The organism is Pseudoalteromonas sp. SR41-4, assembly GCF_014163985.1.
Lineage (GTDB): Bacteria > Pseudomonadota > Gammaproteobacteria > Enterobacterales > Alteromonadaceae > Pseudoalteromonas > Pseudoalteromonas rhizosphaerae.
The window spans coordinates 374,029-397,321 of the sequence record NZ_JACJEI010000001.1 but is presented as its reverse complement, the minus strand read 5'-3'; the positions used below and the strand labels follow the sequence as shown (position 1 = coordinate 397,321).

The following is a 23,293-nucleotide window of genomic DNA, read 5'->3' as shown; positions in this document are numbered from 1 at the left end:
ATAATCGGTATTTATTCAAGGTATGGTTAAGTTTTTAACTTTTACATTACCTACTCCCAATGGGTTTTAAATAAATTGGTTGACAATTAAGTTGCTAGGTAATACTGTTTTTACACGCTGATTGGTAAGGTCATTGTTTCAAGGTGTGTTACCTAGCAGTAAAATTTAAAGTTGCGCCGTGTTAAGGGACAACTCAAAGAAGTTTAATAAAGCGAAGCTGTGTCACAGTCACTAAGCTGATTAATAGCGTTGGAATAAGCGCTCAATAATTTAGGAGTTATTCATGTCTAAACCAACTATCGGTTTCATCGGGCTAGGCCTTATGGGCGGCAATATGGTCGAAAATTTACAAAATAGAGGCTATGAGCTGGTTGTGATGGATCTTAATAAAGATGCCGTTGCTAAATGTGTTGAGCGTGGAGCTAAAACAGTTACAACAGCTAAAGAGCTCGCTACATCTGCTGATATCGTTATGCTTTGTTTAACAACATCAGCAATTGTTGAAAAAGTTGTTTATGCAGACGATGGTTTGCTCGCTGGCTTTAAAGCGGGCTCAGTACTTATTGATTTTGGTACATCAATTCCTGCTTCGACCAAAAAAATTGGTGCAGATCTAGCTGCAAAAGGTGTTGGTATGATTGATGCGCCATTGGGCCGTACTCCAGCGCATGCCAAAGATGGCTTGCTTAATATTATGGCTGCGGGTGATTTAGAAACCTTTAATAAAATAAAGCCGGTGTTAGACGATCAAGGCGAAAATGTATTTCATTTAGGTGAGCTTGGTGCTGGCCATACAACAAAGTTAATCAATAACTTTATGGGTATGACTACTGTGTGTGCAATGTCGCAAGCCTTTGCTGTAGCAGATCGTGCCGGCGTTGACCGTCAACAGTTGTTCGACATCATGTCTACCGGTCCTTCTAATTCACCGTTTATGCATTTCTGTAAAAACTACGCTGTAGATAATGTTAGTGATTTAGGCTTCTCAATTGCTAATGCAAATAAAGATCTTGGTTACTTCCTGCAAATGGTTTCTGACCTTGGTACAGAATCGAAAATTGCTGAAGGTTCATCAGCAAACCTACAAGCTGCATTTGATGCGGGTATGGGTCAAGGTAATGTTCCAGAAATATTTGATTACTTTAAAAAACTAAACAAGTAAATCTTGTAAATTTTAAGCGCTAAACAACCTACTTAGCGCTTAAGCACACACATTATAAAAGCTGGTACAGCAGGAGCTCTCACAGTGGGTATCTGTTCGATTCAGTAAAAAAGAGTTAACTATGCGATTAATAAATTTAACTATAATAAAGCTTAGTCTAATCATCCTTGGTTGTATTTCAACAGCGACAATAGCCAAAGACTACTTTGTTGACAGTAAACAAGCCTATATTGACATTGCCAGCAACCTAAAAGCCGGCGATAAAGTTATTCTGAAAAATGGTACTTGGACCGATTTTGAAATTTTATTACAAGGCCAAGGTACAGAAAAATCTCCTATACAATTAATTGCAGAAACGAAAGGTAAAGTTATTTTATCTGGGCAGTCTAATTTACGTCTTGCTGGACACTATCTTCATGCGAGCGGTTTGGTATTTAAAAACGGCTATACCCCAACTTCAGCAGTGATTGAGTTTCGTCGTAATAAGAGTGATCTTGCATATCACTCACGTGTTTCTGAAATAGTTATTGATAATTACAACAATCCTGACAAGCGTGAATCTGACTACTGGGTCGCTTTATATGGCCAACGTAACCGTTTTGATCACAATCATTTAGTAGGTAAACGTAACAAAGGTGTAACAGTAGCTGTTCGCTTGAATAGTGAGCAGAGTCAGCAAAATTATCATCAGATTGATCACAATTACTTTGGTTACAGACCTACTTTTGGCTCTAATGGCGGTGAAACACTGCGTATTGGTACAAGCCATTACTCTCTAACGGATTCTCATACTCTGGTTGAAAATAATTATTTTGAGCAAACCAACGGTGAAGTCGAAATTATTTCAATTAAGTCTGGTAAAAACATCATTCGTAATAACGTGTTTTTTGAAGCTCGTGGCACACTTACCATGCGCCATGGTAACGGTAATTTAATTGAAGAAAACGTATTTTTTGGTAACGGTGTGGAACATACCGGTGGTATTCGTGTTATCAATAAAGATCAAATTATTCGTAACAACTACCTTGAGGGATTAACTGGGTTTCGCTTTGGCAGTGGTTTTACAGTGATGAATGGCGTGCCTAACTCATCAATTAACCGTTATCATCAAGTAGAAAACGCACAGATAGAAAATAATACGTTTGTTAATGTACGTCATATCCAGTTAGCAGCAGGCAGCGATGCTGAGCGAAGTGCTGTGCCAATTAACAGCGTAATGAAAAACAACTTAATTATTAATGAAAACAACCAGCAGCCTTTTACTGTTTTTGACGATGTAAGTGGGATCAAATTCTCTAATAATGTTGCCAATACTAAGGTGTTGAGTAATGTTAGTTATGGTGTTAAGCAGCAAGCAGTATCTCTAAAGCGTAACGATGTAGGATTACTGTTACCGACCTCAAATAAAGTAAAAGCGGGCGCAAAAACTGACTTAACAGTTATTAGTAAGGCTGAAACCGGTGTTGCTTGGTATCCAAAAGTTCCTGCGATTATAGCTTTTGATTCTGGTAAAACTCATACCGTTAAGGGTTCTGCACAGGCTTTATTAAGTGCTATTGAAAATGCAGCGTCAGGGGATGTGTTAGAACTTGCTGCTGGCCAGTACGATGTGTCTAAACTGATCATTATCGATAAAGTCCTCACTATCAAAGCACGCCAACAAGCTAAGGTAACGCTTACCTTTCAACGCTCATCATTATTTGAAATTCATGATGGCGGAAGCTTAAAGCTTGATGGGTTATTAATCTCTGGAGAAAGCAGCCCTGATTCTGCTGGTAATAGTGTTGTTAGAGCAAAGAAGTGGGGAATGGTTGATAACTATCGTTTAGTAATGATGAATAGTCAGTTAGTTGATTTAGATATTAATCATACCTTTGACTTTTTTACTACGGGTAAAGGTGCTCTCGCTGATGAAATTACTCTCATCAATAATAAGTTTAACAAAGTCTCTGGGGATATTTTACGACTTGATAGCGAGATTGAAGATCTAGGGATCTACAATGCTGATTACGTCACGTTTACTGATAATAACTTCAGTAATGTAAGTGGCAGCTTAATCAAACTTTATCGCGGTGGTACAGACGAGAGTACGTTTGGTCCGCACCTTACAATGACAAACAATACTTTGACTAATGTGGGACTTGGAAAACGTAATAAAAGTAATGCCAGTGTTTATCTACATGGTGTTCAAGTTACTAACATAGATAGCAATACTTTTGTTAAATCAGCACCTATTGTGATTGAGCATACCGTGGGTGAGCCAAACACTATGATAATTAACAATACCTTCGATAGCACTGATGAGCCAAGTGTTACTGAGCTTAGAGCTGCAGGGCCGCACACGGCCACGTTAAAAAACAATAAAATAATTAAGAATTAGTGGAGTGTTGTTGATGTCATTCTCTAGCCTACAAACGAAATTAAAAGCAGGTGTAATATCAATTGCGCTTGCTGCTACAACGTTTAGTTCTTTAGCTGTGCACCCAAATTTAGTGATCACTGAAGATGATGTTGTCAAAATGCGTGGCGCACTTGATAGCAAAGGTTTATTTAGTGCACGCTATCACAGTTTAAAAGCGCAAGTTGATCAAGAAATTGCCTTTCCTATCGTAGTCCCTGTGCCGAAAGATGGTGGCGGCGGTTACACTCACGAACGTCATAAAAAAAATTACCAACTGATGTATCGTGCGGGGATCATTTATCAACTTAGCCAAGAGCAAAAATACGCTGATTATGTTCGCGATATGTTACTTGAATATGCGGCGCTTTACCCAAGTTTAGATGTTCACCCTAAACGTAAAGTAAAATCTCAAAACCCAGGTAAGTTATTTTGGCAAAGCTTGAATGAGGCAATGTGGTTGGTATACACCATTCAAGCGTATGATCTGATCCATGATGCATTGACAGATCAGCAAAGTGCTACCATTGAGAAGCAGTTGCTTCGTCCAGTCGCTTTATTCTTATCGGAAGGGCAGCCAACAACGTTCAATAAAGTACATAACCATGGTACGTGGGCTACGGCTGGCGTGGGCATGGCAGGTTACGTTATGAATGAACCTGAGTGGGTTGAAAAAGCGTTATATGATTTAGATAAGTCAGGTGAAGGTGGTTTCTTAAAGCAACTGGATATGTTGTTTTCACCACAAGGTTATTATAACGAAGGTCCATATTATCAACGTTTTGCGTTGCTACCATTTGTGACTTTTGCACAAGCGATTGCACACAATGAGCCAGAACGAAAAATTGCAGAACACCGTGACGGTGTATTGCTAAAAGCAATTGATACAACCATTCAACTTAGCTACAACGGTTTATTCTTCCCAATTAATGATGCTATTAAGAGTAAAGGTATTGATACCATTGAGCTTGTTCATGGTGTTACGGTTGCGTATAGCTTAACGAATGACACTGGTTACTTAGATATTGCCAAACAACAAGGACAAATTATTTTATCGGGTGATGGGTTAAAAGTAGCTCAGGCGCTAGATAAAGGTTTAGGAACACCTTACAAGTTTAAATCTGTAGCATTTGGTGACGGTAGTGATGGTAAAGAAGGCGCATTAGTTATTATGCGTAGCCAACTTGATGGTGACCAAGCACTGTTATTTAAGCCTGCAGCACAAGGTTTAGGGCATGGCCATTTCGATAAATTAACATGGCAATTTTATGATAAAGGCGAAGAGATTGTTTCTGACTACGGCGCAGCGCGGTTTTTAAATGTTGAAGCTAAGTTTGGTGGTCGATATCTGCCAGAGAATAATAGCTACGCTAAGCAAACAGTTGCTCATAATACCGTGGTGGTTGATGAAACAAGCCACTTCAATGGTGACGTAGAAGTAGGCAATAAAAATGCACCAACACTTAATTTCTTTGAAACATCTGAGTACGGCACAGTATCAAGTGGTGAAATTAGCACCGCTTATAAAAGTGTTGAGCTTGAGCGTACATTAGCACTAGTGAATCTAAAAGAGTTGAACAGCACAGTCGTTCTAGATTTATTTAGTGTAGCTGCAGATAAAGCGCATCAACTTGATTTACCGCTTCATTATAAAGGGCAGCTTATTGATACCAATTTTAAGCTCAAAGCCAACACTAAACAGTTATCGGCGCTGGGTGACAGAAATGGTTACCAGCATCTTTGGTTAAAAGCCACAGCAAAACCAGAACAAGGGCTTGCTCGCGTGTCTTGGCTTAACGACAACGGCCGTTTTTATACTTTAACCAGCTTAGTTAAAGGTGATGAAGCATTTTTATTCACGCAACTGGGTGCTGACGATCCTAATTTTAATTTACGTAATGAGCATAGTTTCATCCGCCGTCTGTCAGATACAAAGCAACATCAGTTTATTTCAGTGCTTGAACCGCATGGGGAATATAACCCAAGTAAAGAGTATACCTTAGTGGCCCAAAGCAGAGTGACAAACTTAAAACACTCACAGCAAGGTAAGCTGGTATTTGTTGAGCTGGAAATTGCCGACAAGGACTATTTGATCGCTATTAACAAGGCTGAGCTTGCAAGTAAGAAATCATTTAAATATCAAAATAAATCATATTCATTAAACGGCCGTTTAGGCGTTTATTTGATTAACAACATTTAGGAGTAGTTGCGATGAGCAAGCAAAGTGAGCATTTTACATTTGCCAATGAAGCCGAAATTAAAGATCTAGGTAATGGTTTAAAGCGCCAAATGCTAGGCTATAACGAAGAGCTAATGGCGGTAAAAATTTGGTTTGCAGAAGGTGCGATTGGCTATAACCATGCACACCGTCATTCACAAGTTACTTATGTAGTTGAAGGTGAATTTCACTTTAATATTGATGGTGTGACTAAAATTTTAAAACCTGGAGACAGTTGTTTTATTCCACCGTATGCTGATCATGGTGCAACGTGTCCTACGGGCGGGATTTTAATTGATACGTTTAGTCCTGCTCGTGAAGATTTTCTAGAGGATGAATAGCATGAAGCTTCAAGGATTACGTTGGTGGGTGATTGCATTAATTGCACTTGCAACCATCATTAACTACATCGATCGCCAGGCTTTAAGTGTTCTATGGCCTGATATTGTAGAAGATTTATTTCCGGACGAATCCGCATTAGAGCGTAAACAAATTTATGCCAATATCTCTATTGTGTTTGTGTTTGCCTATGCATTTGGCCAAGCTATTTTTGGCAAAATATTTGATTGGGTCGGTACACGCTTTGGTTTTGTATTATCAATAGGTGTGTGGTCACTTGCTACTGTTGCTCATGCGTTTGCACAAGGGATACTAAGTTTAAGTATATTCCGCGCTATTCTTGGTGTTGCTGAAGCAGGTAACTGGCCTGGTGCTGCAAAAGGGAATGCAGAGTGGTTTCCAACTAAAGAGCGTGCTTTAGCACAGGGGATTTTTAACTCTGGTGCTGCGATTGGCGGCATTATTGCTATTCCTCTCATTGCCTATTTAACGGTGTATTTTAGCTGGCAAATGGTTTTTGTGGTTGTGGGGGCAATGGGTTTTTTGTGGTTAGTACCTTGGTTAGTATTAGTTAAAGCACCACCGGGCTCTCATCCTTGGCTTACTGAAGAAGAAAAGCACTATATTTTATCTGGCCAACGTCGTGAAATAAATGAGGAAGGACAGGAAGAAGAAGAATATAACCCTTCAACCAAAGAACTCTTAAGCCGTAAGCAAAGTTGGGGTGTGATCATCGCATCGGCAGCTATTGACCCTATTTGGTGGTTATTCGTGTTCTGGATCCCTATTTACTTAAATGAAGTGTATGGCATGGATGTTAAGTCCATTGGTATCTATGGCTGGGTTCCCTATGTTGGTGCAATGTTTGGTGCGTGGTTTGGCGGCTTATTAGCGCAAAACCGTCTAAAAGCCGGTTGGAGTACAGATAAAACCCGTAAGCTAACGATTACGCTTGGTTGTTTAATTATGTTGCCAGCCTTACTGGCTATGGCAAACCCTGGTGCACCTGTTGTAGCGGTTTTAATTATGGCTGTGATTCTATTTGGTTTCCAAACCGCAATTGGTAATGTGCAGACTTTACCAAGTGATCTACTTGGTAAGAAAGCGGTCGGTACGCTGTCTGGTTTCTCTGGGATGGCAGCGAAGCTTGGTGCTGTTGGTTTAACGTCATTAGTTCCTTATTTAACTGCTGGCGGAAACTATACCCCTGCGTTTGTTATTGGTGCTTCATTAGCTATTACAGCAATGTTGGCTGTGTGGATTTTAATTCCAAAAATTGAACCATTAAAAGAACCTAAGTAACGGTTCGTTTAGCGGCAGAGCAACCAAAACCCTGCCGCTTACTTACAACAAAGGTAAGTTAAAAAATGAAAAAAATATTCTTTTTAGGTGAGTGTATGGTCGAGCTGAGAGCGGTTGATAATACGACTCTCAATCAAGCATTTGCTGGTGATGTGTATAACTCTGCTGTATACCTAAAACGTTGTTTTAATAAAATTAATTCAGTCATTGTTACTGCACTGGGTAAAGATGTACTCAGTGAGAAAATGCGACATTGTTTTGCCGCTGAGCAGCTGGGAACGCAATTAGTTTTTGCTCACCCAGAGAAAGTGCCTGGTATGTATTATATCGAAACCGACGAACTTGGAGAGCGCAGCTTTACCTATTGGAGAGGCGATTCTGCAGCGCGTAAAGTTGTTGATTTTTTCAATCCTGCAGTCATTGATGAACTCGCCTCTGGTGACATGTTGTTCTTCTCTGGTATTTCTCTTGCCGTGATTGAACCTAGAGCACGAGATATATTTTGGCAAACCGTTCAAGATTTAAAAGCGGCAGGTGTCACAGTAGTTTTTGATCCCAACTATAGAGCAAGGCTGTGGCAATCTGTAGAAGAAACAAAGCAACAATATGAGCTTGCATTTAAGTCTGCAGATATCACTTTGCCGGGCGTTGAAGACTTACAGGTTTTGTATGGGATGAACTCGGTAGACGATGTGTTAGCCCAGATGAGTCAATTCGATATCAACGAAATTGTTGTAAAAAATGGCCCCGAATCAGTATTAACCTTGGTTGATGGTCAACTCCAAAGTCATCAGATCACACCGGTGGAAAATGTAGTAGATACAACATCGGCAGGGGATGCATTTAATGGCGTTTACTTAGGTGCGCGACTATCTGGAGCTTGTGTTAGTGATGCTGTAAGGAAAGCTGCTAAAGCCGCCGCCATTGTTATTCAGCAACCTGGCGCAATTACCGCAAAAGATATTTTCAATCGGGCAATGGTTGACTCACAGTAATAGAATTTAAACGAAAAGGCTTCAATGGGGGGCCTTTTCGTCTCAACACATAATAAATATTAAGAGAGATATAGCTATGACTCGCTTTTCTGAACTCATGTCAGGACAAACACTTCTTCCTTTAATTCAAGCTGATACTGCTGAGCAAGGCGTTAATATAGCCAAAGCAATGGCAGCAGCAGGATTAGGGTTGGTTGAAGTTGTGCTGCGTACCGATGCATCTTTAGCTGCAATTAAAGCTATAAAAGAAGCCGTACCATCGTTAAAAGTTGGTGCGGGCACAGTGATCAATGCAGAAATTTTACAGCAAGCACTTGACGCAGGTTCTGACTTCATTGTTACACCAGCTGTTTCTCCTTCGTTACTAGCAGCGCTAAAAGAATGCCCTGTACCGGTTGTTCCAGGTGTATCAAATACGGCTGATATTTTACTGGCGTTAGAAGCTGGCTTTACAGAGCAAAAGTTATTTCCGGCTTCACTATCAGGCGGCGCACCATTTTTAAAAGCAGTTTCAACTGTGTTCCAAAGTGTTAGTTTTTGTCCGACTGGCGGCGTAAATGCACAAAATAAACACGAATATCTTGTTTTGGATAATGTCATTGCTGTAGGTGGTACGTGGATAGCACCTAAAGAGTGGGTTGAACAAGAGAATTGGCAGGCGATCGCTGATGCCTGTGTTGAGGCGAATAAAGCGTAAGGGTCTATGCAGAATGGGTTATCTACTAGCACAAGTAAAACCAGGAGTCATTGTTGGTGATGATGTCACAAAGGTGTATGAACATGCCCGTGAGCATCAATATGCATTACCTGCAGTTAACGTGATCGGCACATCTTCGATTAATGCAACTTTACAAGCGGCAAAAAAAGTACAGTCCCCCGTTATTATTCAGCTTTCGAACGGTGGCGCACAGTTTTTTTGTGGCAAAGGTCTTGTCTTACCTGAGCAACAAAGTGCTGTGCTTGGTGCTGTAAGTGCGGCTAAGTATGTTCATACTGTTGCCGAGCATTATGGCGTGCCAGTTATGTTGCATACGGACCATGCAGCGAAAAAGTTACTGCCGTGGATTGATGGCTTGTTAGATGAAGGCGAACGTTATTTTCAGCAAACAGGGAAGCCGCTTTTTAGTTCGCATATGATCGACCTTTCTGAAGAGCCATTAGAAGAAAATATAGCTATTTGTGAACGTTATTTAGCACGTATGGCAAAAATAGGCATGACCTTGGAGATTGAGTTAGGTTGCACAGGTGGTGAGGAAGATGGTGTGGATAACAGCCACCTCGATAGTTCTTCTCTCTATACCCAACCAGAAGAAGTTGCCTATGCATATGAAAAATTGAGAAAAATTAGCCCGAATTTTATTATTGCAGCTTCATTTGGCAACGTTCATGGTGTTTATAAGCCAGGTAACGTTGTGTTGACCCCTAGCATTTTGAAAGACTCCCAAGCTTATGTTTCACAGAAGTTTGGTTTACCTCACAATAGTTTAAATTTTGTTTTCCATGGTGGCAGTGGCTCAGAGCAAGATAAAATTGCAGAGTCATTAACCTATGGCGTAGTGAAAATGAACATTGATACTGATACGCAATGGGCGTGTTGGGATGGTGTGCTGAATTATTACCAAAACAATAAAGAGTACTTACAGGGGCAAATAGGTAATCCCGACGGTGACGATAAGCCGAATAAAAAATATTATGATCCGCGAGTTTGGCTAAGTCACGCAGAGCAAAACATGACGATGCGATTATTGCAGTGTTTTACTGATCTTAATTGTGTTAACAGGTACTCATCATGAAACGACTAATTCCAGTGTTAAAAAGCGATGGTGTGGAAATCGATTTAATTATGTTGATCCGCACCATTTTAGCAACCAGTAAAGAAATTGCATTTCGAGTAAGCCAAGGTGAGCTTGCTGGGGTTTTAGGGTCGACTTTGGATGAAAATATCCAAGGTGAGGTGCAAAAAAAGCTCGATGTGATCGCCAATCAGCTACTTAAAGACATGTTACTTGAAGAGGGCTGTGTGGCAGCAGTTGCATCTGAAGAAGAAGATCATGCTGTTCCTGGTAACCCTGCCGGTAAGTATATTGTCGCGTTTGATCCGCTAGATGGTTCCTCAAACATTGATATAAATGGTCAGATAGGGACTATTTTTACTATCTACGAAAAACGTGATGATGTGCCTTATGACAGTGATGAGCAGTTTGCGCAAGCAGGTAGTAAGCAGTTATGTGCCGGTTATGTACTTTACGGTCCTGCAACTTTACTAGTGATGAGTACCGGTGGCCCGACTCGTTGTTATACGTTGGATTTAACTCACGGTGGGTTTTTACTTACAACAGAAAAAATGTCAGTCGCGCCCGATAGCAAAGAGTTTGCAGTCAATATGGCGAACTACCGCTATTGGCATGCAACGATCCAGACTTTCTTTGATGAAGTACTTTATGCTAGCCCTGAATTTGAAAAAAGTTCAGTGCGGTGGAGTGCAGCTATGGTGGGGGATGTTCATCGAATCTTATCAAGAGGCGGTACATTTCTTTACCCTGAAGATAAACGACAAGGTAATGAAAATGGCAAAATAAGATTGCTCTATGAAGCCAACCCTTTGTCGATGTTGATTGAAAACGCCGGTGGGCAAGCAAGCTCTCGCGGTCAGCGAATTTTAACCATAGAGCCGACCAGCCTTCATCAGCGTGTACCCGTTGTAATGGGCTCACCTGCGAGTGTGAGTGTTTTCAATAACGCTGTTTTTGAGCAATAACAAAAGCAGCTTATTCGCGCGGAGAATGCAATGATAAAACACAATATATTTCTACCTGCATTAACATTATTAGCGACGGTTGCTTGGCATTGTGGTGTGAATGCACAACAGCAAGAAGCTGCTATTCCACAGTCGCACCAGCAATTAACTGCAGGTGTATTGTTAGGTGATTTCACTAAGTTAGATGCAAGTAGAACACCAAGCGAAAACTTTGATTTACTTAATTGGTATTTAACTTTACCCACAGATCTTAATAAAGATCAAAAAGCCGATATCGTTTGGGAAAAGCCATTAAGTGATGGTTTTAAACTAGAGCCATTATTTTACACGGCTGCAGATGGTGGAATGGTATTTGCCTGTCCTAACCAAGGTGCCAAAACCTCTAAAAACACTAAGTATGCCCGTACTGAATTACGTGAAATGCTCAGACGAGGTAACACGCGAGTAAAAACTCAAGGGATCACCGAAAATAATTGGGTATTTAGTTCAGCTCTTAGCTCAATAAAAAGAAAAGCTGGGGCAATCGAAGGCAGCTTGGAAGCAACGCTCGCTGTTAACCGTGTATCTGTAACTGGAGACATAAAAAAAGTAGGGCGCGTTATTATTGGTCAAATACATGCGACTGATGATGAACCAATCCGCTTATACTATCGCAAGCTACCTGACAATGAGCATGGCGCTATTTATTTTGCTCATGAGATCAACGACGGCGATGATGTATGGGTAGATCTTGTTGGCAGCCGCTCCCATACTTTGGCTGATCCCACTGACGGTATTAAATTAAATGAAAAATTTAGTTATAAAATTACTGTGGAAAATGATGTTTTGTTTGTAACCTTGATCCGTCAAGGAAAGCCTAACATTACTAAATCTATGGATATGAGTGATAGCGGGTATAGCAAAAACAATCAATATATGTACTTTAAAGCCGGTGTTTATAACCAAAACAACACAGGCAACCCCCAAGATTATGTTCAAGCTACTTTTTATCATTTAAGTAACCAACACTAAAAGCCCTCCTAAAGGTAAACAAAGTACAGAGTGCGCTGTTTACCTTTTAGCTACCCGTTCAAAAAGTGTTTTATCCCATTATTAAAATTACATTCTGGTTAATATTAATTGGTAATAACAGTGTGCTTACCTTGTTGGTGAGTTGTAACTGCTTATTGGTTATTCCCGCTGTTGTAGTAGTTTTCTGACTCTTAGCAGTGGTGTGAATTAAATGTTATGTTTTTTGAGTGGATATAGTGGTAAATTCTTTTTGATTATGGTTATATTACCAAACAAGTTAACAATTGATTATAAAATTGACTTTTTGGTAATAATTTAAATCTGTATTTTGGTAATAACACACAATAACTATTAGAGATAAAACCATGAATTTGGAGAATAGAGCCATATGAACTTAAAAAACTTTGCACTTTGTGCCGTCGCGCTGGCGATTGTAGGTTGTAATTCAGACTCGAAAAATAATGATAACACTTTGGGCTCTATTGCTCTAACTGGTACTCCCCTGTCTGGCGAAACGTTAAACACGTCTGTTACTGATGCTGATGGTATCTCAGGAGATATCAATTATTACTGGTATGCAGATGGTCAATTAATTGCAGGTGCGAACAGCGCATCATTCACACTTACTGATGAACAAGTTGGCTTTGCGATTTCAGTTCAGGCAAGCTACACCGATAATGGCGGCACGAATGAATCGCGCGTTAGTAACGCTACCGCAGAGGTTGCCGCAATTGCTTATGATGCAGCAGTAGCCATTACTGGTAATGCATTGATTGGTTCTACCCTTACAGCCACAGTCAGTGACCAAAACGGTTTTGATAGTGAAACAATTGCTTATGCCTGGTTTGCTGATGGTGTGCAAATTGATGGCGAAGTGTTACCTGAGCTGGTATTAACCGAAGCACATATTGGTGCCGTGATCACGGTAACTGCAACATTTGTAGATGATCGCGGGTTCAGTGAGTCAGCAACATCTGCTGCTACCAATGCGGTTGAGCGAGTTAACTCTCAAGGAATAGTAACAATTAATGGCACACCAACTATTGGTAATACAATGGTTGCAGTAGTTAGCGATGAAGATGGTGCAAGTGGCACAATCACTTACCAATGGTTCGCGGATGATGTTGCTATTAGTGGTGAAACAGCAAGCGAATATGTTGTTTTAGCAGCACAGGAAGACCAGGTCATTACGGTAAAAGTTAGCTATACCGATGACAATGGTTTTACAGAAGAAAATGTATCAGCACCATCATTACCGGTATCAGCTGATGCAGTTAATATCGATGGGACTCTCAATATTATTGGCTCCGTACCATATTTGTCAAACGCAGTGTTAACCGCAGAATTAGTTGAGCAAAATGGTTTTGATGAAGCGAGTGTCACTTATACATGGTCCGCTGACGGTGTTGAGATTGCCAACAGCAACAGTAAAACGTTTACACCCACTGATTATGCAGGAGCGATAATATCTGTAACTGCAAGCTATACTGATAATGATGGCTACCCAGAAACAGTGACAGGCTCACTTGACTCATTAGTTTATACGCAAGTGGTTAATAACGCTGCTGAGTTAGCTACCGCATTAAATGGTGTGGTAGCGGGTGCAGTGATTGGTTTGAACTCAAATCAATATGCCGATCCAGCTGAAATACTATTAACAAACGCTGTTACTATTCGTGCTGTTGAAGGGCAAACTCCGGTTATTTTAGGTGAAGCGTGTATCCATGTAGCTGCGGGGGTTGATGGTGCCGCAGTGACTGGCCTTACTTTTAAAAACATAGATACAAAAGCAAGCTCATTTTGTTCTAACGAAGAAAATGCGGTTATCTATTCAGAAGGTGATAACTTTGTTTTCTCTGAAAACACCATGGATGGCGACCAAGCTGATTTAAATAAAACTGAGTATCATTGGCTTGTGTTAAAAGGTAACTCAGCACTCGTAGAGCGTAATACCTTTAGTAATCGTAATAATGCGGTTAAAGGGTCAGTGATTAAAATGGCTTCATCGAGTACAAATCATATTGTTCAGTACAATTTGTTTGGTGAGAGTATTAACCCTAATTATGCTGATTCTAGCTTATTGTTATTAAATGTAGGTAGTACCACCGGTACGGACGCCGCTAAAAACGCAAATTTCACTGTGCAGTATAATTTAATTGATAACTTTGTATCTGGCCGACGTTTAATGCGCGTGCAAACATCTGGCGCGAAAATTCATGGAAATACAATTATTAACGCAAAAGGCGGAATTGCATTAGAGGATGGCGGTTTTAATACTGTTACTGACAACATCATCATACGCACTACTAAAATAGAGAGTTCAGACGACAGGCCAAGCGGCGTTATCCTGACACCACTTGGCCACAGTGTAACAAATAACTATATTGCAGGCACACGCGCAGAGAATAAAGAAGCGGGTGGCATTGTATTTTCTTCAAATACTTTTTCGCAAAATGATGGAATTGTGCCAAATGCTGGCAACCAAGCGATCCTCAATAATGCTGGAGACTTAACGCTGAATGTTAAAAATAATACGGTTTTAAACTCAATTCAACCTATTGTATTTAGTACTGAGCTTGATAAAAAAGTAACCAACGCAGAGGATTGCGACAACTTAACCGCAGCCGACAACCCTACATTATACGGTCTATCGAAGAACTTCTTTAAAATTAATTTTGACGCGAACTTAATTGCTAATGGTGTTGGTGTGGATGATAGCAATGAAGATGTGCTTAAAAATGGATACTTCTTAGCAAATGGTGATAGTAGCTCAGCCCATGCATTTGAATATGATTGTGACTTAATTAATCACACCGTTTCTAACTTCTCAAATAACTATGGTTTTACTGATAGTTATGCTTCAGGTGATGTTGAAGACGATTTTTGGGTGGATTTTAGAAAAGAAAATGGCAATGGTAATTTTGATTCTGATGGTGCAGTAGATCAAGGCCCAGCTGCCAACGGTAAAGAAGCACCAGAGCTAATTTCAGCAGCAAACACTCTAACTGAAACAGACCCTAATGGTGCTCAAGCAATAGCTGGTGCTAAAGGCCTACACTATATTCAAGCCTCAGAAGTGGGTGTTGGTTCTACTTGGAAAGTACAACCTAAGTAAGCTCCGCACTTATTTTTAGACAACATAAAAAGGTAGCGACAAGCTACCTTATATAATAACAACGGAGATCTCGACATGTCGTTGAACAAAGAACACACAAAGATTACTGAATTACAAATACAGGAACGCACTCGGTTTGCACTTTGTCCGGTAGCCAAGTTAGTTAAAGCCACTATGTTTGCCGGTGTGGCAGGTTCGCTAGCATTTAGCGCTCATGCACAGGAAGCGCCTGCACAAAACATGGCCACTGAAGATGATGGTATTGAAATTATTAGTGTAACGGGTTCACGTAGAACGATTCAAAATCAAATCGCGATTAAACGTGAAGCAACCACCGTAGTAGATGGTCTGTCTGCTGATGACATTGGTGATTTACCAGCGCTTTCTATCGGTGAAGCACTTGAGTCAATCACAGGGGCTGCATCGCATCGTGAAAATGGTGGTGCGACTGAAATTACGATTCGTGGTTTAGGACCATTTCTAAGTGCAACACATATTAACGGCCGTGAAGCGACTAATGGTAGTGGTGATCGCTCAGTAAACTTCTCACAGTTTCCATCAGAGTTAGTAAAAAAAATAGCGATTTATAAAACCCAAGATGCATCAATGATTGAAGGTGGCGTAGCAGGTGTTATTGCACTTGAGACAGTACAACCACTTGATTTTGGTAAGCAGCGTATTCAAGGTGAAGTTAAAGTTAACTATAACCCTGATGAAAGCAATGTTGATAACTCATTACAAAGTGATGTTGGTTTTCGCGGTACTTTTAGTTATGTAGACCAGTTTGAGTTTGATAACGGTCAAGCTGTGGGTGTGTCGTTTGGTTTGCAACGTCAAGACATCAGTCAACCAGAAGCGGAATACAGAAGTTCAAGCCCAACTGGCTCTTCATTATGGGCGTGTTTAAACGATCCAACCAATACCAATGAAGGTTTTTATCGCAGTAGTGCTGGTGATTGTGAAGATCAGGTAAGTGGAAGTAGCAATCAAGGCTATCAGACCGCGATTGATCCAGATACAGGCAAAGCAGAAAGCGATGGTACACCTTACGCGTGGACCGGCAGTAGCCGCAGCTTCCGTCAAAATGAAACATCAGACGAACGTGATGCAATCTTTATGGCGGTTCAGTTCCAACCGTCAGCTGCTTTAGATATCAATTTAGATGCGCAGATTTCTGATAGAACTCAAGCAGAAGCTCGCCATGATTTACTTTTCTTACAAAAACGTGCGACACCTGGCATAACTGGCCCTTCGCTGGTGACTAACCAAGCGGGCGGTATTTTACATTGGGAAGGTGAAGAGCGAATTGAATCTGCAGGCGAGCAATTTTCTCGTGAAGAAAATTACCGAGGCTATGGCTTGAATGTAGATTATCAAGCGACAGATAACCTAAATTTGAATTTTGATGTTTCTTACTCACAAACTAAACGTGAAGAGCTACAAATATCAAATAGAGGTAGAACCGTTGACCGTCCATTCTTTAGCTGGGATATGGGGGAAAATATTCCTCATTTCACACTTACTGATTTTGATGTAACGGATATTTCAAATTACACTGATAGCCTACGTACACGTCTTGACCGCGAAAATGCGCGTGAAAATGAAGTCATCGGTGCACGCGTTGATTTTGAATATACATTAGGTAACGACGTATTTACCAGTATCCAAGGTGGTGTAAGAACCTCAGAGCTTACGTTTGTACAATATGGCGGTAATCAAGGGAATGGTTCTCGTACTGAATATACACTGGATGAGAGTGTCACTCCTGCGTTAGATGTACTACAAAGCTGCCAAATTGATTTCCCTGAATCAGCTTTTTTATCAAGCGTGTCAGATGGTGATATTCTGACTCATGTGGACAGCGATGGTAACGTAGTTGCAAGCGGCACAGGTTCATCATGGGCAACCTATGACAACGTCTGTTTTTCACAAGCATTGGCAGCATCTAATAGCGGTGCGTTTGCTTACCCAGAACTTGATTATGAAAATGCAGGTACTATTGATGTAACCGAAAAAACCACTTCAGTTTACTTAATGGCGAATTATGACACAGAAATGTTCGGTAAATACATTCGCGGTAACTTTGGTGTGCGTGTTGTCGATACTGATGTAACATCACTAGGTTTTAGAAACACCTTTAATGTTGTAACTAATGATGATGGCACACTTACTTTAGTGACTGGTGAATCGCTTGAGAAGATTGAAGGCGGTGGTGGTTATACTGAAGTGTTACCAAGCTTCAATCTTGTTGTAGATTATAGTGAAGACATCTTACTTCGTGGTGGTATATACCGTGGTATGTCACGACCTGATCCCGGTAACTTAGGTTACAGCCGTACTTTCCAAACTGATGATGAAGTAGCGCCAACGACACTCGGTGATTTGTTTATCGGTGTTAATGGTTCAGGTAACCCTGATACGCAACCGCTAATGTCTTGGAACTATGACGCCGCTTTTGAATGGTACCCTAATGAAGATGCTATCTTTGCATTTGGCGTATACTACAAGCAATTTCAAGGTGGTTTCCAGCAGCAAACAGTCTTAGAAGATTTTATTGTTGAAGGTGAAACGGTGACTTTACCAATTACTAACTCTGTAACCACAGATGAAGAAAGTGACCTATTTGGTATTGAAACTTCAATCACCTATCGTTGGGATAGTGGTATTGGTATTAAGCTTGGTTATAACTATGCCGATACAGATATGGAATACGAAGATAGCTTATACGGCGATACCTACATTACAGATTTAGACGGCAAGACAACTCAGTTAACCGCTGGTATTGTTGAACCAGCGTCTGTGCCTGGATTTTCAAAGCATGTATTTAGCAGCCAGTTGTACTATCAAATTGGTGACTTTGATACTGCGGTTATTTATAAATATCGTAGTGAATACTTTCAACCTTACACCAGTAACTCAACGCGCTTGCGTTACGTAGATGCGGTTGGTGTATGGGAGGCGCGTGCATCATATAAAGTTAACGAGCATGTAAGAGTTAAACTCGAAGCAATTAACTTATTTAGCCAGCCCAAATCTCAAGACTACTTTACTGAAGGTAACCTAGGTGAAGTTAATGATTATGGCCCGCGCTTATTTGCTGGGGTATCTTTCAAGTTTTAATTAATTGAAAGTAAACAATAAAGGCGGGTAACCGCCTTTTTTTTACAACTAAAAAATTGGTTAGCCAATTTTTAGGGTGAAGCCTTTATAACCGCTACATTAGTCTAATAATAGAAAACTTTTCCTACACCACGAAAAAACAAACTTTAGTTTACTTTTAATAATCAGCTGGTTATTGGCTTTCCTTGCTCCACTCTGTCATTGGTAATAACTACTGGTTAATATTTATTTAAAAATGTTATTACCAACGGGGTTGATCTTTTTTCATTCAAGTGTAATTATTTGGTTAACCTTTTGTGAAGGCAAGCGGTAACAAGACAACAAGTAAATAAACATAGCATTCGATCACACAGGAAAAACTATGAAGCACAAATTATCTAGCGTTACATTAGCGATACTTTCAGCTACGGCATTAAATGTTGCATCAGCACAAGAAACAGAAAAACAAGTTGCAGATGATGTCGAAATAATTGAAGTATCAGGGATTAGACAATCACTCACCAATGCATTAGCAGAGAAGCGTTCAGCAGATAGCCTTGTTGAGGTTATACAAGCTGTTGATATTGGTAAAATGCCAGATCAAAACTTAGCAGAGGTATTAGAAAACATTACAGGCGTACAGATCACCCGTGAAGCGGGTGTTGGTACAGGCGTTCAAATTCGTGGTACCAATGCCAACCGTACAGAAATAAATGGGGTATCGACTGTTGGTTCAGGTTCAGGACGTACAGGTATTAGTTTTGAAGATGTTTCTGCATCGATGATCTCTGCGGTTGAGGTGATTAAATCACCACAAGCAAAAACAATCGAAGGCTCTGTTGGTGGAACTATTAATTTACGTACAATTCGCCCACTGCAATTAGATGACACGCTAGGATCGTTTCGTATTCAAGGTGAAGATAGCAGCTTATCAACTGATGGAATTAAACCTCGTGTATCAGCTGCTTGGGGGGATAACTGGGAATTAGACTCAGGTGGTGAATTTGGTGTGGTATTGAGTGCCAGCTACGCCGAACAAGATGTTACCGCATTTCGCCCACGTGCAGATCGCGACAATGTTGTAGCTGCTGATAGCGGTGCGGCAAGTGCACAATCTTTTGATTTCTTACCAATCCAATTTTTGATTCAAGATTATGATAACTATGAATCAGAAACCATGAACTTTGCAGGTAGCTTAGAGTGGGCGCCGACTAGTAATACAAAATTCTTTTTTGATGCCGTAGTGAATGACCAAGACCGTCGTCAAGAGAGCTCGCGTGTGCAAGCATCAGGCGTAAGTGATTTACGCAATGTTTCTGTGCCAACTGAGTTTGAATATGTTAATTTTGGCGTCTTAGATGGTCAAGACTTAGGCAGCATAAAAGCGGCATTAAAAGGTGTTATCCCAGTTGAAGATGGTGGTGGTGATGCTAACTTACGTTTTTCAAGTGACACAAACTCACGCCAAACAGATAGCCAAATATTTAGACTTGGTGGTGAGTGGCAAGGTGATAACTTACTGTTTAGCGTAGAAGCTTCAACTTCTCGTTCTAATTCAACGACACCGAGTTTCAACACAACATTAAACTTTATTAACCCTAATGTTGCTGTGAACGATTCGAATGAAAATGGTACACCATTTGAGTATGACTTAAGTGGCGGGGCATTGGCGTTTGGTATCGCTCAAAGTGAAGCAAATGCACCAACAAGTGCTCAGCTTTTAGACCCAGCTAATGTTGTATTACGTGATGTTAACCAAGGACGTGATACTACAGAAAACCAAGAAGATGCATTCAGAGCTGATTTTACTTATTATTTTGATGAGCTTATTAGATCAGTTGACTTTGGTTATCGCTATAACAAGTCAAGCAGCACATCAGACCAAATTCGTGATAATGTTGGTTTGAGAAGTATGGCTGAGAGCCCAACGGGTGACTTATTTGCAGAGCTATTGGTAGCAGGCCCTGATAACTTTAACGCTGCAGATGGTCGTTCTTTATTTATTAAAGACTTCTTATTAGTTAATCCTGAACTGGCCGGCTCTAATCCTGATTATGTGCTTGATGTATTAAACGATGCAATCGTTGCTAACAATGCCATCACAGGCTCTGATCGTGCACCAATCAGTTCACCTACATCACAAGTTAGTGCGTTCTTTGATATTGAAGAGACCACACATGCATTATACGCACAGGCAAACTTTGAATATGAAATGTTCCGCGGTAACTTTGGTGTACGTTACTTACAAACAGATATCACCTCTACTGGTAATTCAGTAACAATTGATAGCAATGGCGATCAAGTCGTTTCGCAAATTGTGTCTGAGGCCGATTATGATTTCTTATTACCACGTATAAATATCATTGCTGATGTTGCTGAAGATGTGATTGTACGTCTTGGTTGGTCAAAAGATATTCGTCGTCCTGATTATGATGACCTATCTACCTCAGTTTCATATAGCACAAGCCCAAATACAGCGGTAGCTATTGGTAATCCGGGTTTAGAACCAGAAGAAGTTACTTCATTTGATATTTCTACTGAATGGTATTTCGCACCATCAGCATTGGTGAGTGTGGGCTATTTCCATAAAAAACGTGAAGACTTACATGTAACTAAGCAAGTTGACCCATACGAAGACCCTGCAACGGGTTATCGCGATACAGCGGGTCCTCAGTGTGAAGACGGTGGGGTATTTAACCCAATTGCGGATATCAATGTATTTGGTCCTGAGCCTGGTGTAGGTGTATGTGTACCAACACAAACAACCGTGAATGATTCAGATACTCGAACGCAGCAAGGTATCGAACTTGCGTTTCAGTATGATTTATCTAGCTTTGAAAATGATTTAGGTTGGGCGTCTGGATTTGGTGTAATGGCAAATTATACGTATCAAGAGTCATCAGGTGGTGAAGCAATTGATAATGCGATAAGCCGTGCTAATGCAGTATTCGCACTGACTACAGGTATCTCAGATATTGAAGTTTCAGCTAAACAACCGCTGATTGATTTATCTGAAAATGCCTATAACTTTACTTTGTACTATGAAAAATATGGTTTCTCAGCGCGTGCACGTTATACATGGCGTGAAGGTTATCGCTCAGAAGACTTCGGTAGTACATCAAGTTACCCATGGGGTTTCCCAGTGGTACAAGAAGACCGTGGGCAGCTGAATGCCAGTGTGAGCTACGATGTTAATGATCAGCTCAATATTGGTGTTGAAGCAGTTAACTTAACTGAATCAGAAGTAAGCCAGTCTTGTGTAAATGGTGGTTCGCTATTGTGTTACCAAGGTTTAACTGACCGCCGTATCACCTTTGGTGTGAGCTATCGTTTTTAGAAACAGTGTGTGAGAGTATCAATTAGGATAATTGATATTAAAGCAAGCCTTTGTTAAGGCTTGCTTTTTTAGTTTCAACTATTTAACCAATTGCATACATAACCAAACCAGCTCACGATTCGAGCGTTGTGGAAATAAAAGCGATTTAGGCAAGGCATGATTGTAAGTAATAGTGTAACGCGGGTTTTTACTAGCGTACGGCGGTTTAAATAGCGAGCAGCTTTTAGTTTAACCAAAGAGTACGTAACTGAATGTAGTGCAGAATAAAAACGATATGAATGCAGTAAATAGATAAAGGCACAGATATGTGCCTTTAAGGGAATTGGTAAATTACTTTATTGCGTTAAGTGTGAGATTGAGTATAGCCCACGTGTTTCATTGGTTTTACGCTTTATTTCTTCCAGTGCTTTTTTCTCACTGGCAGCGAAAAGCGCATTGATCAGACGATTAAAGTGATTGTGCATCGCTTTACGCGCCGCCGATGAATCATGACTCGCAATAGCATCATAAATCGACGTGTGCTCTTGTAAACGTTGCTCGTCGCTTTGTGAACATACATCATCATAGGCAGCAATAATTTGCGGCTCACTACGCCTTAACTTCCACAAGTTTTGGATAGACATTACAATGGCGTTATTACGCGTTGATCTTGCAATTATTTCATGAAAACGTTGATCTGCCTCGATAGCAAGTTCAGGTATTTGCATGTCAGCTAAGCTTTGCTTTAATGCTGCAAGTTCGTGATCTTGAATGGTCGCCGCAGCTAATGCGGCTGCCTCTGCTTCAACCAATGCTCTAGCTTGTGTTAATTCAAATGCGCTAATAGGTTGCTCGCTTACGGTAACATTGCTGCTATCAGTAACAAAAACTCCTGAGCCCGTTTTTACTTCAACACGGCCCCTGACTTCGAGAGCGATAATCGCTTCACGAATTGTTGGCCTGCTTACTTGATGAGTCTCTGCTAATTCTCGTTCTGCAGGCAAGCGACTACCAACCTTATAGATACCTTGATCTATGGCGGCTTCTAACTTATCAACAACGTTCCAAAAACGTCTGCGCCTCTTCATTTTACATTCCCCGTTTTTATATACTGCGATTGCATTTCAGTGAGTTAAATTAGTAAGCGACTGATAAAGAGAAAATCACGTCACTTAATTGGTAAATTAATTGGTAAAAAAACAACCTTAATTGGTAAGTTACCTTTCTTATTTTACCTTGTCAATTTGCTTTTGTTTTTTATTTAACACAAGGCCTTAGCATTTATTGAGATCAACAAATAATAAATGCATAATTCTTGACCGTAACTTTATGCCCGCAATACGCTTTAAATAATGACGTTAGTAAGCGGCTTTGATGATAAATAGCAAATGCATTAGCTGTGAGCGTTTTAAGATTTTAATTGAAATCTTTAAAGTAGTGTGTTGATTCTTTTTATGTTTTGTGTGAGGTTTTTAGTTTCTGCGTGAACTGGTTTAATTGAGTAGTACACTTTAAGAATTGACAATGTTCCAATAGTGAGATGTTAAATAAGAAAACGAAAAAACAAAACTTATACTCGC

The 23,293-nt window shown here is 40.4% G+C and carries 14 protein-coding genes; 13 read left to right on the top strand and 1 reads right to left on the bottom strand.

From position 1 onward, the window contains the following. Positions 1 to 283: 283 nt before the first annotated feature. The 13 genes from H5180_RS01515 to H5180_RS01455 all read left to right on the top strand — a co-directional run bounded on the left by H5180_RS01515 (position 284) and on the right by H5180_RS01455 (position 21,734). Entirely contained in the window at positions 284 to 1,162 is an 879-nt protein-coding gene (locus tag H5180_RS01515; RefSeq protein WP_145239675.1) for an NAD(P)-dependent oxidoreductase, read from the top strand. A gap of 121 nt (positions 1,163 to 1,283) precedes the next feature. Then, positions 1,284 to 3,542 carry a polysaccharide lyase 6 family protein gene (locus tag H5180_RS01510; protein WP_182757524.1) on the top strand — a complete coding sequence of 753 codons (2,259 nt, stop codon included), beginning with the start codon at positions 1,284 to 1,286 and terminating at the stop codon, positions 3,540 to 3,542. Between the two features lie 13 nt (positions 3,543 to 3,555). Then, the gene (locus tag H5180_RS01505; protein ID WP_182757523.1) at positions 3,556 to 5,760 is read left to right on the top strand and encodes a heparinase II/III family protein; all 2,205 of its coding nucleotides are present in this window, start codon (positions 3,556 to 3,558) and stop codon (positions 5,758 to 5,760) included. Positions 5,761 to 5,771: 11 nt separating this feature from the next. Then, on the top strand, positions 5,772 to 6,119 hold the full coding sequence (locus H5180_RS01500) for a cupin domain-containing protein (RefSeq protein ID WP_182757522.1): 348 nt from the start codon (positions 5,772 to 5,774) through the stop codon (positions 6,117 to 6,119). 1 nt (position 6,120) lies between these two features. Further along, positions 6,121 to 7,419 carry an MFS transporter gene (locus tag H5180_RS01495; RefSeq protein ID WP_182757521.1) on the top strand — a complete coding sequence of 433 codons (1,299 nt, stop codon included), beginning with the start codon at positions 6,121 to 6,123 and terminating at the stop codon, positions 7,417 to 7,419. A 65-nt stretch (positions 7,420 to 7,484) separates the two neighbouring features. Next, the gene (locus H5180_RS01490; RefSeq protein ID WP_182757520.1) at positions 7,485 to 8,414 is read left to right on the top strand and encodes a sugar kinase; all 930 of its coding nucleotides are present in this window, start codon (positions 7,485 to 7,487) and stop codon (positions 8,412 to 8,414) included. A gap of 76 nt (positions 8,415 to 8,490) precedes the next feature. Then, positions 8,491 to 9,111 carry a bifunctional 4-hydroxy-2-oxoglutarate aldolase/2-dehydro-3-deoxy-phosphogluconate aldolase gene (gene eda / locus H5180_RS01485; protein WP_182757519.1) on the top strand — a complete coding sequence of 207 codons (621 nt, stop codon included), beginning with the start codon at positions 8,491 to 8,493 and terminating at the stop codon, positions 9,109 to 9,111. A 13-nt stretch (positions 9,112 to 9,124) separates the two neighbouring features. Further along, positions 9,125 to 10,207 carry a class II fructose-bisphosphate aldolase gene (fbaA, locus tag H5180_RS01480; protein ID WP_016706355.1) on the top strand — a complete coding sequence of 361 codons (1,083 nt, stop codon included), beginning with the start codon at positions 9,125 to 9,127 and terminating at the stop codon, positions 10,205 to 10,207. Then, positions 10,204 to 11,172 carry a class 1 fructose-bisphosphatase gene (locus tag H5180_RS01475; RefSeq protein ID WP_182757518.1) on the top strand — a complete coding sequence of 323 codons (969 nt, stop codon included), beginning with the start codon at positions 10,204 to 10,206 and terminating at the stop codon, positions 11,170 to 11,172. Before fbaA ends, H5180_RS01475 begins: the two co-directional genes overlap by 4 nt. A 30-nt stretch (positions 11,173 to 11,202) precedes the next feature. Next, positions 11,203 to 12,183, top strand: coding sequence for a polysaccharide lyase family 7 protein (locus H5180_RS01470; protein WP_182757517.1), 981 nt, complete (start codon positions 11,203 to 11,205; stop codon positions 12,181 to 12,183). A gap of 388 nt (positions 12,184 to 12,571) precedes the next feature. After that, on the top strand, positions 12,572 to 15,298 hold the full coding sequence (locus H5180_RS01465; RefSeq protein WP_182757516.1) for a poly(beta-D-mannuronate) lyase: 2,727 nt from the start codon (positions 12,572 to 12,574) through the stop codon (positions 15,296 to 15,298). A gap of 75 nt (positions 15,299 to 15,373) precedes the next feature. Beyond that, complete coding sequence (locus H5180_RS01460; protein ID WP_182757515.1) at positions 15,374 to 18,418, top strand: TonB-dependent receptor; 3,045 nt, start codon at positions 15,374 to 15,376, stop codon at positions 18,416 to 18,418. 361 nt (positions 18,419 to 18,779) lie between these two features. Beyond that, positions 18,780 to 21,734 carry a TonB-dependent receptor gene (locus H5180_RS01455; protein ID WP_182757514.1) on the top strand — a complete coding sequence of 985 codons (2,955 nt, stop codon included), beginning with the start codon at positions 18,780 to 18,782 and terminating at the stop codon, positions 21,732 to 21,734. A 335-nt stretch (positions 21,735 to 22,069) separates the two neighbouring features. On the opposite strand, the gene H5180_RS01450 is transcribed toward H5180_RS01455, so the two are convergent. Further along, positions 22,070 to 22,801 (bottom strand): FadR/GntR family transcriptional regulator, encoded by a 732-nt coding sequence (locus H5180_RS01450; RefSeq protein WP_145239638.1) that lies wholly within the window; start codon positions 22,799 to 22,801, stop codon positions 22,070 to 22,072. Positions 22,802 to 23,293: the final 492 nt, after the last annotated feature.

What these genes read in the sequence shown, in the direction of transcription:
- H5180_RS01515 (WP_145239675.1), top strand. Translation starts at nt 284, where the DNA reads ATGTCTAAACCAACTATCGGTTTCATCGGGCTAGGCCTTATGGGCGGC.
- H5180_RS01510 (WP_182757524.1), top strand. Translation starts at nt 1,284, where the DNA reads ATGCGATTAATAAATTTAACTATAATAAAGCTTAGTCTAATCATCCTT.
- H5180_RS01505 (WP_182757523.1), top strand. Translation starts at nt 3,556, where the DNA reads ATGTCATTCTCTAGCCTACAAACGAAATTAAAAGCAGGTGTAATATCA.
- H5180_RS01500 (WP_182757522.1), top strand. Translation starts at nt 5,772, where the DNA reads ATGAGCAAGCAAAGTGAGCATTTTACATTTGCCAATGAAGCCGAAATT.
- H5180_RS01495 (WP_182757521.1), top strand. Translation starts at nt 6,121, where the DNA reads ATGAAGCTTCAAGGATTACGTTGGTGGGTGATTGCATTAATTGCACTT.
- H5180_RS01490 (WP_182757520.1), top strand. Translation starts at nt 7,485, where the DNA reads ATGAAAAAAATATTCTTTTTAGGTGAGTGTATGGTCGAGCTGAGAGCG.
- eda (WP_182757519.1), top strand. Translation starts at nt 8,491, where the DNA reads ATGACTCGCTTTTCTGAACTCATGTCAGGACAAACACTTCTTCCTTTA.
- fbaA (WP_016706355.1), top strand. Translation starts at nt 9,125, where the DNA reads ATGGGTTATCTACTAGCACAAGTAAAACCAGGAGTCATTGTTGGTGAT.
- H5180_RS01475 (WP_182757518.1), top strand. Translation starts at nt 10,204, where the DNA reads ATGAAACGACTAATTCCAGTGTTAAAAAGCGATGGTGTGGAAATCGAT.
- H5180_RS01470 (WP_182757517.1), top strand. Translation starts at nt 11,203, where the DNA reads ATGATAAAACACAATATATTTCTACCTGCATTAACATTATTAGCGACG.
- H5180_RS01465 (WP_182757516.1), top strand. Translation starts at nt 12,572, where the DNA reads ATGAACTTAAAAAACTTTGCACTTTGTGCCGTCGCGCTGGCGATTGTA.
- H5180_RS01460 (WP_182757515.1), top strand. Translation starts at nt 15,374, where the DNA reads ATGTCGTTGAACAAAGAACACACAAAGATTACTGAATTACAAATACAG.
- H5180_RS01455 (WP_182757514.1), top strand. Translation starts at nt 18,780, where the DNA reads ATGAAGCACAAATTATCTAGCGTTACATTAGCGATACTTTCAGCTACG.
- H5180_RS01450 (WP_145239638.1), bottom strand. Translation starts at nt 22,801, where the DNA reads ATGAAGAGGCGCAGACGTTTTTGGAACGTTGTTGATAAGTTAGAAGCC.